Raw genomic sequence first — 14,319 nt, 5'->3', positions numbered from 1 at the left:
TAGCATAAATTTATAAAAGCCCGCAAATTGCGGGCTTTTCTTATTTATATTTCTCTCAAATACTAACTAAAAGCCAAGCCTATAAAAATGCAATAAGCTGCAAAAAGCACAAAACCTTTCCAGCGGTTTAATTCTAATTTTAAAGGAAGAAAGCCTAGCGGAAGTAATACAATCGCAAAGCCTAAAAGCCAAAACATATTATTCAAAATACTCCCGTCAATAACCTGTATAGGTTTTATAATTGCCGTAAGACCTAAAACCGAAGCAATATTGAAAATATTAGAGCCAATTAAATTCCCTAGCGAAAGTGCTTTCTCCTTTTTAAGCGCTGCAATAACTGAAGCCGCAAGTTCAGGAACACTGGTTCCTATAGCTATAACTGTAACCGATATTGCATAATCACTCACTCCTACTGAACGAGCCAAATCTTTTGCGCCGCTCACTAACCACTCCGAACCAAAATAAAGCGCTACACCGCCAATTATCAGCCAGACTACAATTTTAAAATAAGAAGCTCCAGAGAGTCCGGGATCTACCTCATCATCAACTGCTCGTGCTTTTTTCGCTCTGCGAATTAAAAGTATTAAATAAACTATTAACGAGAAAAACAGTATAAAACCTTCAAGCTTTGAGATCCTTCCGTCGTTAACCAAAGCCAAATACAAACCGAGTGAAAACAAAACCATTACCGGCCAATTGAATCTAAAAAAATCACGATCAATACCAAGTGTCGAAATAATAGCTGTAATCCCTAAAACCAAAGCTATATTCGCAATATTACTCCCTATCACATTTCCTAAAGCGATATCTGGCGAACCATCTAAAGCAGCCTGCAAACTCACTAAAAGTTCTGGAACTGAAGTGGCAAACGATACTACCGTAAGGCCAATAACCATTTTAGAAAGGTTAAGTTTAAAAGACAATCCTACCGATGCCCGCACTAAAAACTCACCACCTATAACTAGCAGCAACAAGCCCAGCATCACAAAAACTATACTCATAAAATCATTTTTAATGGCTGCGAAGATAAACAACCCCGCCTAACTGATGCGCTACTAAACAGAAGCTATTAGAGCTTCGTAAAGTTTCACTGCCTCCATAGCTTCTTTTACGTCATGAACACGCAAAATAGACGCTCCCTTTTGTAATGCAATCGTATTTAAAACCGTCGTCCCGTTTAATGCTGATTGCGCATCAATATCAAGTATTTTGGTAATCATAGACTTTCTAGAAAGACCTATCAGCATAGGTAAATCGAGGATTTGAAATTGATTTGTAGCATTGAGCAATTCAAAATTTTGAGATACTGTTTTTGCAAACCCTAATCCGGGATCTACTACAATATCATTAATACCTAATGCTCTCGCAGCAGCTACACGCTCACTCAAGTAGAGAATAACTTCCTGGATGAGATCCTCATATTGAGTGCGTGTTTTCATGGTTTGCGGTGTTCCACGCATATGCATCAATATATACGGAACTTGTAATTCTGAAACAGTCTGTAGCATCTGCTCATCTAGCAAACCTGCAGAAATATCATTTACAAGCGCAGCGCCTGCCGATACAGCTTCGCTTGCTACTTTGGCTCTAAAGCTATCTATAGATAAAAGTATATCAGGAAAGGTTTTCACTAAAAGCTCTACTACAGGAATCAATCTACTACACTCTTCATCTACTGAAATATCTTTAGCCCCCGGTCTAGAACTGTATGCTCCCACATCAATAAAAGTTGCACCATCAGCAAGCATTTTTTCAGCTTGTTTTAAAATATCTTGTTCATTTTTATAGCTTCCACCGTCGTAGAAAGAATCTGGAGTAATGTTGAGAATCCCCATTACTTTTGGAGTATTCAGATCAATTAGTTTGCCTTTACAGTTAATGCTTCTCATGAAATAGAGCGATGTTTTTCTAGATTGCTTATTTTAGGCGAAATTTACAGAAAATCGTTGACCTCAGCCGCTAATGACTAAGCTTTGAGTTTTAAAAATTCAATCTAAGCGGCTTTATATATTTTTAATGGAGCAAACTTCAGAACAGTACGATGCGGTAATTAAACGTTGCCGTGATTTATTTTCAAAGAAAATGAGTGATTATGGCAGTGCTTGGCGCATTCTAAGACTTCCATCACTCACTGATCAAATTTTCATAAAAGCGCAACGCATACGCGGGTTACAGCAAAATGCTGTTCATAAAGTTGATGAGGATGAAGCTTCAGAATTTATAGGTATTATCAATTATTCGATAATGGCACTTATACAGCTTAAAGAAGGTGTCGTAGAGCAACCTGATTTTAATCTCGAACAAGCGCTTACTACTTATAATGAACAAGTGAAAATCACTAAAGAATTGATGCAAAACAAGAATCATGATTATGGGGAGGCGTGGCGTGATATGCGCATCAGTTCACTTACAGACCTCATTTTGCAAAAGCTCTTACGCGTAAAGCAAATAGAAAATAATCAAGGTAAAACCTTGGTTTCTGAAGGAATAGATGCAAACTATCAGGATATGATTAACTATGCTGTTTTTGCGATGATATTAATTGAAGAAGCTGCAACTAAAACCTCTTAATTTGAAAAAATTAGTAAGTTTCGTACGCATTTTTGTTGGAGTCCTGTTTATCATTTCAGGATTTGTAAAACTCAATGATCCGGTTGGATTTTCATTTAAGCTGCAAGAATATTTTGCACCAGACGTTTTAAACATTGAGGTTATGAGTCCGTTTGCTTTAGGACTCGCAATTATTTTAGTCATTGTAGAGCTTGTATTAGGAGTCGCTTTAATAATAGGATACTACAAAAAACTCACGATGTGGCTTTTGCTACTTATGATTGTTTTCTTCACATTCCTTACGTTCTACTCGGCATACTTCAATAAAGTTACAGATTGCGGTTGTTTTGGTGATGCGCTTCCGTTAACACCTTGGCAATCATTCATAAAAGATGTTATTCTGCTGGTTATGATTCTCTTTTTGTTTTTCAATCTTAAGCACATCAAACCGTTCTTCACAAACTTCATGCGCTCGATCTTAATTTTCGTGACATTCATTGGCTGTTTAGGTTTTGCCTATTATGTTTTGATGCACCTTCCAGCAATAGATTTTAGAGCGTATAAAGTTGGAGCAAATATCAGTGAAGGAATGACGATACCAGAAGGCGCTCCGGAAGCTGTTTTTGATTACCATTGGAAATTCAATATTAATGGTGAAGAAAAAATAATTACTACTCAAGGGGAATATCCATCAAGTGAAGGTGAATTTTTAGGAGTAGAAACAGAAGTTGTTTCTAAAGGTTACGTCCCTCCTATTCACGATTTCACAATAGAAAAAGACGGCGAGAGTTATACTGAAGATTATCTCAATATGCCTAATCTTATTGTAATCATCGCTTATGACCTAAGCAAAACCGAATGGAATGGCTGGCCGGCAGTAAAAGAACTCACCAACGAAGCGTTAAAGAAAGGATATACGGTCATTGGCCTTACCTCCTCTGGCGACGAAGCGGTTCTTAATTTAACCAATAAGCAAAACATCAATTTTGATTTTTATTTTACCGATGCTACTACACTAAAAACTATTGTACGCAGTAACCCGGGGATTTTAAAACTCAACAAAGGCACAATCATTCAGAAAAAACACTGGAATGATATAGATGAAATTGAACTTGAAGTATTACCTTCTGCAAAACCGGCACTCAACCTGGAACTGAAGCAACGTTTGGATAGCATTGCGCGTTATGATCAATTGTACAGACCTTTATTACAAGAAACCGATGAAGCTAAGCGGATTGCGCTGGCCAAAGAAATGGGTGTTCCAAAAGAAGATTACACAGGTAATTTATGGAAAAAACAACGCATGCTTGACACCAGCAATCTTAAAGTCGTAAAAGCCATTCTTGATAATCACGGCTATCCCGGTAAATCTTTAGTGGGTGAACCTACAAATCTCATTGCGCTAGAAGTTATTGAACACAATCCTGTACAGATAGATCAATATATAGATTTGTTTAAAAAAGCGGCAGCCCAAGGCGAAATACCAACAACTAAAGTCGCGGTTTTAGAAGATAAGTATTTAATGATGCAAGATAAAGAGCAACTTTACGGAAGTCAGGCTCAGATTACTGCTGAAAATGGATTTTTCATTTGGCCCATTAAAGATGCTGAAACCGTAAATCAACGCAGAAAAGAAGCCGGCTTTAAACGCACTATTGAAGAATATGTCGCAGACTTAATGGGAAAAGATGCCAAATATAAAGCTCTTAAAATCTCTGAAATCAAAAGACTCTGATTCTATACATCTTAAATAAAGTGTTTTATGCTTTGCTAACCCTTTTTGGGGTAGTAACAGTCGTGTTTTTATTATTTACGGTGCTTCCGGGAGATCCTGCACGCATGATGCTGGATCAAAATGAAGACCCTGAGCAATTGGCGATCATTAAGCATAAGTACGGTTTTGATCAACCTGTACTTACACAGTATGCATATTATCTAAATGATTTGTCCCCGCTTTCTGTTCATCAAAAATCAGGAGACCATTATACAAGTTTAACTTCCGGGAAATATGAATACACCAAATTGCTTTCGGTAGAAAATCAGACGCTGGTTATTAAAAAACCATATTTACGCGAGTCCTTTCAAAAAACAGGAAAAACAGTAGTTGCGGTCATTTCTGAAACCTTACCTAACACTATTGTTCTTGCCGTTAGCGCAATAACACTTGCTATTCTTTTAGGTATATTCCTCGGCATCATTTCAGCGAATGCCAGAGACACTTGGCTTGATAAATTGATTCAGGTTATAAGCACTTTTGGGATGAGTGTCCCTAGTTTTTTCAGCGCTATTTTAGTTGCCTGGCTTTTGGGTTACGTATTACACAAGTACACCAATCTCAATATGACGGGAAGCCTTTATGAGATGGACGATTTCGGCGAAGCCATAACCATTCAATGGAAAAATATTGTGTTACCTGCTCTGGTTTTAGGAATACGCCCTTTAGCTGTTGTAATTCAACTGATGCGGAATTCACTTTTAGAAGTTTACAATCAGGAATACATCCGTACAGCACAAGCAAAAGGACTCAATCAGCGTCAAATTGTATGGAGACATGCGCTAAAAAATGCGCTAAACCCTGTGGTTACAGCAGTTTCGGGTTGGTTTGCCTCGATGCTTGCAGGAGCGGTTTTTGTAGAATATATTTTTGGATGGAATGGCCTTGGTAAAGAAATAGTTGATGCTCTTAACACCTTAGATTTGCCCATAATTATGGGAGCTGTACTAGTTATCGCAACGATGTTTATTCTTATAAATATTCTCGTAGATATTATTTACGGTCTCCTAGATCCTAAAGTACGTATTAAATAGCCATAATGTTGTAGAATAGGCTGACTAATCCTAATTTTATATCTTATTTGTTTTTATGAAAATCATACTTGCATTTTTAACAATACTTTGTTTTTCAGCAGGTTTTTCTCAGGAAAAATCATTCTCTACGGAAGCGCTTAAAGATCTTGTCATCAACACCAGCGGTTCTGAAGTCACTTTTGAATCTGTTTTAGAAAAGCATAAAGGAAAAACTGTGCTGATTGATATCTGGGCATCTTGGTGTAAAGACTGTATTGAGGGATTTCCTGATTTAAAGAAACTACAAAAAGAAAATCCAAATGTGTTTTATGTCTTTCTTTCGCTAGACAAAGATACAGAGCGATGGAAAGAAGGTATTGAAAAATACAAGCTTCAAGGAAGTCACTATTTCATCAAATCTGGATGGAAAGGACCCTTATGCAGCAGCATAGATCTGGACTGGATTCCACGCTATATCCTGCTTGATGAAAGCGGAAAAATTAAAGTTTACAAAGCAATAACCACAAAAGACAATCAACTACTAAATCAAATATAATGAGAAAGAACATCGTAGCCGGTAACTGGAAAATGAATACGGATCTTGCAGATACGCAAGAATTAATCGGCGGATTAAAATCTATTTCAAAAACTTCTGAAGCTGAGGTAATAATTGCACCTCCATTTACTAATCTTTACAGTGCTTTTGAAGCCTTAAAAGGAACAGATATTGAAGTTGCAGCACAAAACATGCATCAATCGTCTTCTGGTGCTTTTACCGGTGAGATCAGTGCTTCAATGCTTAAGGGAGTAGGTATAAAGACTGTAATTCTAGGACATAGTGAGCGCAGAGCTTATTTTGAAGAGAAAGAAGATTTACTTGCCGAAAAAGTAAATACAGCTTTAGAAAATGATATGAAAGTAATTTACTGTTTTGGTGAAGAGCTTAAAGACCGAAACTTCAGTGAACATTTTGAAGTAGTAAATAAACAAATCAGTCAGGCGCTTTTCCACTTAGATGCAGACGCTTGGAAACACATTGTACTTGCTTATGAGCCAGTTTGGGCAATAGGTACAGGAGAAACTGCTAGCCCAGACCAAGCTCAGGAAATGCACGCTTTTATAAGAAAAACTATTGCTGATGAATATTCTCAAAAATTAGCAGATAGCATAACCATTCTTTATGGTGGTAGTGTAAAACCTGCAAATGCAAAAGAAATCTTTTCTAAGCCAGATGTTGACGGTGGTCTTATAGGTGGTGCTTCTCTTAAAGCAGAAGACTTTATGGCTATCGTAAACGCATTTTAAAACAATTTATGGCAGAAGCATATTCTGAATACGAGTTTAAAGTAGCACCGGTAAATCCCGGTGCAGAAATACTCATTGCTGAATTGAGTCAGCTTGATTTTGAAAGTTTTGATGAGACAGAAGAGGGTGTAAAAGCTTACATCCTCTCTGCTTTAGATAAAGAAGATCTTTTAGAAGACATCTACCTACTCAAAAATCCTGAATTTGAAATTTCATACGCTGTTAAGCTCATAGAGCCCATAAACTGGAATGAAGAATGGGAGAAAAATTTTGAACCTATTGAAGTAGATGGTATTTGCTCTGTGCGAGCTCCTTTTCATCCCAAACCAGATACGGAATTTGATATTGTGATTGAGCCCAAAATGTCTTTTGGCACAGGGCATCACGAGACTACACACCTTATGATCAAGCATCTTTTAAAAATAGAAATTGCAGGTTTAAGAACTCTTGACATGGGTTGTGGCACAGGGATTCTTGCAATTCTCGCTGCTCTAAAGGGTGCAAAACCTGTAGATGCAATAGATATTGATCCATGGTGTTATGAAAATACTGTAGAAAATGTATCCCGCAATGGAGTTGATTTCATAAAAACTTACGAAGGCGACTCTAGCATTTTAAAAGGAAAACAATACGATTTAATAATAGCAAACATCAACCGAAATATCCTAATTGACGATATTCCCACTTACGCAGGTTGTTTAAATCACGAAGGTATTTTGCTCTTAAGTGGCTTTTATACGCAAGACATTCCGGCAATTACTAACGTTTGCAATCAACATGGATTAAATTTTATCATGAATTTTGAAAAAAATAATTGGGTAGCTTGTAAATTTGTAAAAAATTAATTCCCTGAATTTAAGTTTTTTACCGATGAGCACAAGAGAAAAAATTCAAGAAGAAGTAGATGTCCTCGAGGCAGAAGATCGCAATAATGAGATTATTGTATACAATGATGACGTAAACACATTTGATCACGTGATAAATACGCTAATACACGTTTGTGATCATACTCCTATACAAGCAGAACAATGTTCTCTTATAGTTCATTACAAAGGAAAATGCACCGTCAAAACCGGAAGCTATGACGATCTTGAACCACGTTGTAGTGCACTTCTAGATGCCGGCCTCAGCGCAGAAATCATATAATATCTAAAAATATTTCATAGAAAAAAAGCCTCTTTAAGAGGCTTTTTTCTTACCCTATATTCAATTTTATAAAATAAAAAATCGTTAAAAGTTATAATTTTAACGATTAAACACTGTGCATGTTGACATAAAATTATAATTTACAAGTATTACTAACACTAACTATTATTTTATGTTATCAAAAGCACTCAAAAAAATGGGCTTTCTTAGCCTCGGTATTTCGATCGTTTTTGCTTCTTGTTCTGAAGACGCATCAGACACTACAACAGAAGCACCTCAACCTACCGCTAACCTTGAGGTATCGCAAACAATCATCGATCAGGTTGAAGATTTAGGAATGAACTCTAATTATGTTCGTTGGGACGACTTTTACTTTCCTGATGGTACCTCAGCACCCAGACTTTTCTTAGAAGAAGATGTTGTCGTAACTCCAGAACAATTAGCTGAAATGACCGCTAGCATTCAGCAGACTAAAGAAGGTAAAGGAGACTCTAAACAATACAGAACTTCGGCATTAGTAAGTCAAGGGCGTACGATTTCAATTATCGGTTACACGGGAGGAAACCAAGCTTTAAGTCAAAAAGAACGTACAGCGCTTCAATGGGCTGTAGATAATTACAACGCCTTAAACGGAGTTTCTATAAGCTTTAATCTGACCTTTGGTACAAACTATCAAAATAAAGACATGGTGGTATATAACAATACCATAAACAATCCTAGTGGTGCCGGTGGTAGTGCGGGCTTCCCAAGTAATGGTCTACCTCATAAATTTGTACAGATCTATGGCCTTACCAATTATGACACGAATGTTGTTGAACATGTAATTACTCACGAAATTGGTCACGCTGTAGGTTTTAGACACACCGACTGGTTTAGCAGACAAAGTTGTGGGCAAAATGTAAATGAAGGTGGAGACACCAACCATGTACCCGGTACTCCAACAGGATATGACTCAACGTCTATTATGCTCGCTTGCTTCAGTGCTAGTGAAGATGGTGAATTCAACTCTAATGATATTACTGCCTTAAATAATATGTACTAAACAACAATAAGTAGTCACCTAAAAAAGTCATTTTTAAATAAAATGGCTTTTTTTTGTTTTTAAGCTTGCAGATATCTAAAGAAGACTTATATTTGCACCCGCAAAATGAGCTAAATTAATAGCTAGATTTTGAAAAATAAAGGCCTTGTGGCGCAACTGAATAGCGCACCTGATTACGGCTCAGGAGGTTCCAGGTTTGAATCCTGGCAAGGTCACAAAACGCTAATTCAATTAGCATCAAAACCACGCAATTCTTAGGAACTGCGTGGTTTTCCGGTTTTAGGCCTTTACTCCATTTGATGCTATTTTGTACAGAAGAAGGTTACTGCGGATCAAGTGCAAAATCTGGGTTTTTACGATTTTAAGAATATTCGGTATTCCTCACTCCTCTGAATTGTGATCTAAAAGCCTTTACTTTGGCATTAAAGGATTCTTACTATACAAAAAAAGATGGCAGGTGGAACTTTTCTTTAAATGGGTCAAACAAAACTTGAAAATAAAATCCTTCTGGGAAACATCTGAAAATGCCGTGAAAAATCCAGATTTATTGCGCGATAAGTGCTTACTGTCTGGTCTCTATTGTGCCAGATAAACTGAAACTGGAGTGTTCAACCTACGAATATTATAGGTTTTGGGCATCTCATTATTAGACAAAACCTCTATAAATGAGCTTTTATGAATATAGATTATAGTAATGTCAAAGAACTTGATTATAACCAACTTCACTCAGTCTATTTTAACTGAACAGTGATGACATAATATAATAACCTGTTAAAAATCATGATAGTATAGCAAATTAAGTACAGGATACCTCAAGATAAAGTAGTGTTTTAATGCCCCGCAGTACACGAGACCCTATTTATTTTGGCTTGAGAGCCGCAGTTTATTTTATTTAGAATGGACTGGTCTACCGGATTGGTAATCCCTTTTATCCCCGAGTCAGTCTCTTAATTAATTTATTATTTTCTGGAAACATGTTCAATAACCGATCTCTGGAAGCTAATTCAAAATCATCAAAACTAAATCCTGGTGATACGGTGCACCCAACAAAAGAGTATGAGCTCGGTGCCTCAACTTCAGCAGCAAACCAGCTCCCACCTTTTACAACAAATTGTGGTGTCTGTCCATTTTGAATATCTATTCCTATCAATTGGTTAGAATAGATTCCGAGCTCAGAAATAATATGTAATCTGATTGGTGATCCATCATAAAAGTGCCAAATTTCATCTTGATTAACTTTATGAAATGCAGAGAAATTATCGGATTCTAATAAGAAATATATACACGTCGAGTAGTTTCTATTTCCAGTGAATTTATTGGACAATATCCCTTGCGGAATCTCTTCTTCACTACGATAAGTCTCCTTGAAATAACCACCTTCAGGATGTGGTTTTAAGTTTAATTCAGAAATTAAGTTTTCTATAGAATTCATCATATCAATAGGGTTATCAAAGTTTATGGCTATGTTTTTGCTTCAGAAGAATTCATCTGAATTGTTCTACGGATTTGTCAAAGTTAGCGAAATACGAAAAAGCAGTTTTTAACAAATGATAAATAATAAAAAAAGGACTATTGCTAAATTTACAATTATGGAAGAGTTTATAGAATACATGCTACAGTTTGGTAATCTTAACAAACAGCAAATAAGATTTATCTCAAGTAAAGCAATCGAAACTGAGCTTAAAAAAGACGCCTATTTTGCAGAAGCAGGAAAAGTATTGAAACAAGTTGGTTTTATTGTTGACGGCATTCTTCGCATCTGCTATTACAATAATAAAGGCGAGGAAATTACCAAAATATTCATTGAAGAAAACAACTTGCTGTATAATTTAAGAAATGTTCCTTCAACCGAATATATTCAAGCTACTACCGATTCTAAACTCCTAACATTTTCAAATCAAGATTGGAAAGAAATTTCAGATACCATAATGGAGTGGGATAGTATTATTCAAAAAATAACCAACAAATCACTTATCCAAAAGTTGGAAAAAGTAAGTCCATTAATTTCTCAAGATGCCACGACTCGCTATCTCGAGTTTATGAAGAAATATCCAACACTGGTAAATCGCATTCCATTGTCATACATTGCTTCTTATTTGGGAATTACTCAACAATCCTTAAGTAGAATAAGAAAAAATATCCGATAGGTGGTTTTTTACCAAATGATAAATCGATTCATTTTTTAAGTTTTCATTTTTACAGTATAAATTTTAAAAAACTAAAAAATGAATAAAACAATTTTTATCACGGGAGCTTCATCGGGATTAGGAAAAGCGACAGCGAAATTATTTGCTTCAAAAGGATGGATCGTAATTGCTGGAATTAGACAGCCCGAAAAAGAAACAGAACTTATACAAATTCCAAATATTCATCTTTTGAAGTTGGATATCAATAATAAAAAACAAATTGTACAAGCAGCTTCCGAAGCAGAAAAGATAAGTCCGATAGATGTCCTGTTTAATAATGCAGCCTATGGACTTATGGGTCCTTTTGAAGGGGCTACTGATGAAGAATTAGAACAACAGATCAACACCAATTTTTTGGGGACAATTCTTGTCGCAAAGTCATTTCTTCCCTATTTCAGGACAAGGAAAAGCGGTACAATTATTACAGTAACCTCGTCAACCGCCAATCTTCCATATCCGTTTGTAGCGGTTTATGCAGCTACAAAAGCCGCATTAGAAAAATGGACTGAAGGAATGAGCTATGAGTTAAATGAATTTGGTATAAAACTAAAAACGATTGTTCCTGCTTATATGCAAACGAATTTTGGAAATAATGCACAAATAGTTTCTCATCAAGAGTATCAGGATGTTTTTAATCAATACATCTCGACGATGAAAGCAGATGCAAGTGCCAAAAGAGATACACCGGAAAGCATTTCAGAAATAGTTTACCAAGCAGCGACAGACAACAAAAAACAATTGCACTACACAGCAGGCAAGCTTTCGACAACAGAATATGAATGGTTGAAAAAAGATGGGATTGAAAAGGTAATTTCGGCAATGAATGAGCGCTTTTTTGAGCAGGACAATAAGTAGTCTATACATTCTCAAGACTCATTTTCTATTTCAGAAAAAGACCTGAATTTTTACGGGTCATCCCCCACGAAGTGACAAGCGTTTACGCAAAGCTTGAACTCAAAACCAAAAGACTCTTTTACAAATTCGGAATGCAGCAAGAAAAATAAACATCCTACCAAACCTCCCTTCTAAGGGAGGTTTCTCCTCATCCCCAACCCTTCCCCTTGATTCCTTCCCTAAGGTCGGAGAGGGAGATTGATTGTGACTTAAATCAAGCTTAAGAGAACTATTTTAAAACCTGAAGGCTAGAACGAATGCCCTTCCCTCGGTTCAGAATAGGCGCAAGGGCAGAGCGTTAAGAAAAGGTCTGGTAGACCTTTTTAGCGAATGAGCCAGGTGGCGCATAGGCTTTGAGATCGTATCTTTTCATTTGGCCTACTTTCCCTCAGTAAGGGTTGCTTTTAGTATAACAAAAGTAGCGACGCGGAGCTGACAAGACGGTTTTCGCCCCTAAGGCGAAAAATACCTATCCAAAAGGTGTCTTTTCTTTTGTTACTTTTCTTTGGACGAGCAAAGAAAAGTAAGGTAAGGTTCACGAGCTCCTATAAAATAAACCAAAAAAACAAAAGCAACCTACTACCCATAGCGCTTAAACTAAAAAAACTGTCTTTGCAGACAGTTTTTTACCAGAACACTAATGGAGCTTTGATAACCAATACAATCAAAGTCCAAATGCTTATTGTTGTTGTTTTCAGTGGCTAAATTAAGTTCTTTAAACCGACCTGTAGCGTAACAGAAAATTAAATAGATTAATCAAAAGTTAATTAAATTAAGAGCAGATTAACCAAAATACGATGGAGTCATTAGTGAGGCTCCGGTTATAAGTTGTACCTTAGAATCTATTACATTTGAATGCAGAACACGGATGCAATCTTGTGAAGTGACTGTTTAAAATATCAATAGTCCAATAAAATGTCTGTAATAACTAACTATGCTTAAACAAAAGAAGCTTTACATTCTTGTTTTTACAAATGCTATCGTGGGGCTATTTGTGGTACAGGTTTAATTCTTAAGGATTGGTCTAAATTTGGCCAAAGTGCAATTCGATAAAAAAGTGAGAGAAGCTGGTGTTTTGAATCCAGCTATAACATCCCTCCAAACCTCCCTTCTAAGGAAGGCCTCTCCTCATCCCCACCCCTTCTCCCTCCCGAAAGCTTTCGGGAGAAAAGGGAGTTTAATTCTTACTCAACTTGAAGCTTAACTACGGACTATTCAAACCCGGAGGGTTAAACAAATGCCCTTCCCTCGGTTCAGAATAGGCGAAGGAAGCTCCGAAGGACAGGAGCGATAGCGACGCGGAGCTGACAAGACGGTTTTCGCCCCTAAGGCGAAAAATTGCTAAGCGAGGGCGTCGTTTCTTTTCTGCATCCGACGACAGCAGGGAGAGGAATGCACTCTTCCAAAAGAACCTTTAGTCTTAAAACGACGTAGGAGTCTCTTGAGCAAACCGACGATAGGAGATTCACGAGCTCCCGAGATAATGAGAACGACGCGAGCTAAAGAAAATGAACAAAACATGATATAGAACCTATAACTTCTATTCGTGTTCCTGTTCTTTTGCCTTAATGCCAAGGAACCAAAAAATCAAGGCTTACATGAGCTTCTAAATTTTTTATTCCCTCCGCTGCATGCACTTAACTCAGGCGGCACACCGCCCTCAAACAGAACCGCCTGCGACGTTCCGCTCACTTCAAATTTCACGATACCTTCTTGTAGGCCATTTTCAAATCAGAACTAAGAATGTTATTCTTTAGCCTTCTTTTTTTTCAGTATAGCAAGAAGTTCCCGTTAAGAATTTCTGAAGCCTTGGAAGAAATTTAGGGATGCTGTTGTGGTTTTCGCCCCTAAGGCGAAAAATACCTATCCAAAAGATGTTCTTTCTTTTGTTAGTCCTGCGCTGAGCGATTGCCGAGAGGTTTCTTAGGACAAGAAAAGAATCATTAAAATCTACAGGAAGATTATCATCGGCATTTTGAGTGTCCGGAGGTAATTGGTTTAGTGCAAAAAAGAGTTTCATCAACATAATTGGAAGTTAATTTTTTAAGAACACCCTTATACTAAAGAAAACACAAACTTAGTTAGGACATTTAGGAATCTGATATAAGAATTTGTAAAAAATACTATCTCATAAAGTATATGAATAGAAACTAACGAGGGAATTTTAAATGTTGATGCATTTGCTTATTGGTACGCGCCACGAGTCAAAGACTAGCGGGAGTTTGGGATTGTATTATAAAACTTTAAAGAACCAATTGAGGTTTATAAAACATCACTGGGTTAATACAACCACTTACTATTATATTTTTCAGACAATAGTAAAGACACTTGACATTCAGTCGCATTAATCGCTATAAAAGTTGGGAAGCCCTGTATTATCAGTTATGCTGATACTACAAACAGCTCAAG

General features: G+C 36.8%; 14 protein-coding genes, 1 tRNA gene and 1 pseudogene. 12 read left to right on the top strand and 4 right to left on the bottom strand.

The window, feature by feature from the left end; translation table 11 throughout:
* Positions 1 to 62: 62 nt before the first annotated feature.
* Both BUB91_RS15445 and folP read right to left on the bottom strand, forming a co-directional pair.
* Positions 63 to 1,001 carry a calcium/sodium antiporter gene (locus BUB91_RS15445; RefSeq protein ID WP_073100177.1) on the bottom strand — a complete coding sequence of 313 codons (939 nt, stop codon included), beginning with the start codon at positions 999 to 1,001 and terminating at the stop codon, positions 63 to 65.
* Positions 1,002 to 1,055: 54 nt separating this feature from the next.
* The gene (folP, locus tag BUB91_RS15440) at positions 1,056 to 1,889 is read right to left on the bottom strand and encodes a dihydropteroate synthase (protein WP_073100176.1); all 834 of its coding nucleotides are present in this window, start codon (positions 1,887 to 1,889) and stop codon (positions 1,056 to 1,058) included.
* 127 nt (positions 1,890 to 2,016) lie between these two features.
* On the opposite strand from folP, the gene BUB91_RS15435 reads away from it, so the two are divergent.
* The 10 genes and pseudogenes from BUB91_RS15435 to BUB91_RS21655 all read left to right on the top strand — a co-directional run.
* Positions 2,017 to 2,571 carry a DUF1599 domain-containing protein gene (locus BUB91_RS15435; RefSeq protein WP_073100175.1) on the top strand — a complete coding sequence of 185 codons (555 nt, stop codon included), beginning with the start codon at positions 2,017 to 2,019 and terminating at the stop codon, positions 2,569 to 2,571.
* Position 2,572: 1 nt separating this feature from the next.
* A complete protein-coding gene (locus tag BUB91_RS15430; protein ID WP_073100174.1) occupies positions 2,573 to 4,285 on the top strand; it encodes a BT_3928 family protein in 1,713 nt (570 codons plus the stop codon).
* Positions 4,282 to 5,358 (top strand): ABC transporter permease, encoded by a 1,077-nt coding sequence (locus BUB91_RS15425; protein WP_073100173.1) that lies wholly within the window; start codon positions 4,282 to 4,284, stop codon positions 5,356 to 5,358. Before BUB91_RS15430 ends, BUB91_RS15425 begins: the two co-directional genes overlap by 4 nt.
* Before the next feature lie 55 nt (positions 5,359 to 5,413).
* Positions 5,414 to 5,893, top strand: a complete 480-nt coding sequence (locus BUB91_RS15420; protein WP_073100172.1) for a TlpA family protein disulfide reductase — start codon at positions 5,414 to 5,416, stop codon at positions 5,891 to 5,893.
* Positions 5,893 to 6,642: a triose-phosphate isomerase gene (gene tpiA / locus BUB91_RS15415; RefSeq protein WP_073100171.1), complete on the top strand. Its 750-nt coding sequence runs from the start codon at positions 5,893 to 5,895 to the stop codon at positions 6,640 to 6,642. The genes BUB91_RS15420 and tpiA overlap by 1 nt, the downstream gene beginning before the upstream one ends.
* Positions 6,643 to 6,650: 8 nt before the next feature.
* Positions 6,651 to 7,487 carry a 50S ribosomal protein L11 methyltransferase gene (gene prmA / locus BUB91_RS15410; protein ID WP_073100170.1) on the top strand — a complete coding sequence of 279 codons (837 nt, stop codon included), beginning with the start codon at positions 6,651 to 6,653 and terminating at the stop codon, positions 7,485 to 7,487.
* Positions 7,488 to 7,512: 25 nt separating this feature from the next.
* Positions 7,513 to 7,788 (top strand): ATP-dependent Clp protease adaptor ClpS, encoded by a 276-nt coding sequence (locus tag BUB91_RS15405; protein ID WP_073100169.1) that lies wholly within the window; start codon positions 7,513 to 7,515, stop codon positions 7,786 to 7,788.
* Positions 7,789 to 7,960: 172 nt separating this feature from the next.
* Positions 7,961 to 8,830: a M57 family metalloprotease gene (locus BUB91_RS15400; RefSeq protein ID WP_241652628.1), complete on the top strand. Its 870-nt coding sequence runs from the start codon at positions 7,961 to 7,963 to the stop codon at positions 8,828 to 8,830.
* 141 nt (positions 8,831 to 8,971) lie between these two features.
* Positions 8,972 to 9,045: transfer RNA gene (locus BUB91_RS15395), tRNA-Arg, on the top strand.
* 221 nt (positions 9,046 to 9,266) lie between these two features.
* Positions 9,267 to 9,385, top strand: a pseudogene (locus BUB91_RS21655) (transposase); the annotation flags it as partial.
* A gap of 373 nt (positions 9,386 to 9,758) precedes the next feature.
* On the opposite strand, the gene BUB91_RS15385 reads toward BUB91_RS21655, so the two are convergent.
* Positions 9,759 to 10,265, bottom strand: coding sequence for a cupin domain-containing protein (locus BUB91_RS15385; RefSeq protein WP_083557966.1), 507 nt, complete (start codon positions 10,263 to 10,265; stop codon positions 9,759 to 9,761).
* A gap of 154 nt (positions 10,266 to 10,419) precedes the next feature.
* Here BUB91_RS15385 and BUB91_RS15380 point away from each other — a divergent pair, with 154 nt between their 5' ends.
* Positions 10,420 to 10,977, top strand: a complete 558-nt coding sequence (locus BUB91_RS15380; protein ID WP_073100224.1) for a Crp/Fnr family transcriptional regulator — start codon at positions 10,420 to 10,422, stop codon at positions 10,975 to 10,977.
* Between the two features lie 78 nt (positions 10,978 to 11,055).
* Entirely contained in the window at positions 11,056 to 11,871 is an 816-nt protein-coding gene (locus BUB91_RS15375; RefSeq protein WP_073100167.1) for an SDR family oxidoreductase, read from the top strand.
* Between the two features lie 1,792 nt (positions 11,872 to 13,663).
* On the opposite strand, the gene BUB91_RS15365 is transcribed toward BUB91_RS15375, so the two are convergent.
* Entirely contained in the window at positions 13,664 to 13,930 is a 267-nt protein-coding gene (locus tag BUB91_RS15365) for a hypothetical protein (RefSeq protein ID WP_128759371.1), read from the bottom strand.
* Positions 13,931 to 14,319: the final 389 nt, after the last annotated feature.

This window comes from Leeuwenhoekiella marinoflava DSM 3653, from assembly GCF_900129005.1.
GTDB classification, from domain to species: domain Bacteria; phylum Bacteroidota; class Bacteroidia; order Flavobacteriales; family Flavobacteriaceae; genus Leeuwenhoekiella; species Leeuwenhoekiella marinoflava.
Note: the sequence above shows the minus strand (reverse complement) of the source record. Positions and strands in the feature narration are given on the sequence as shown.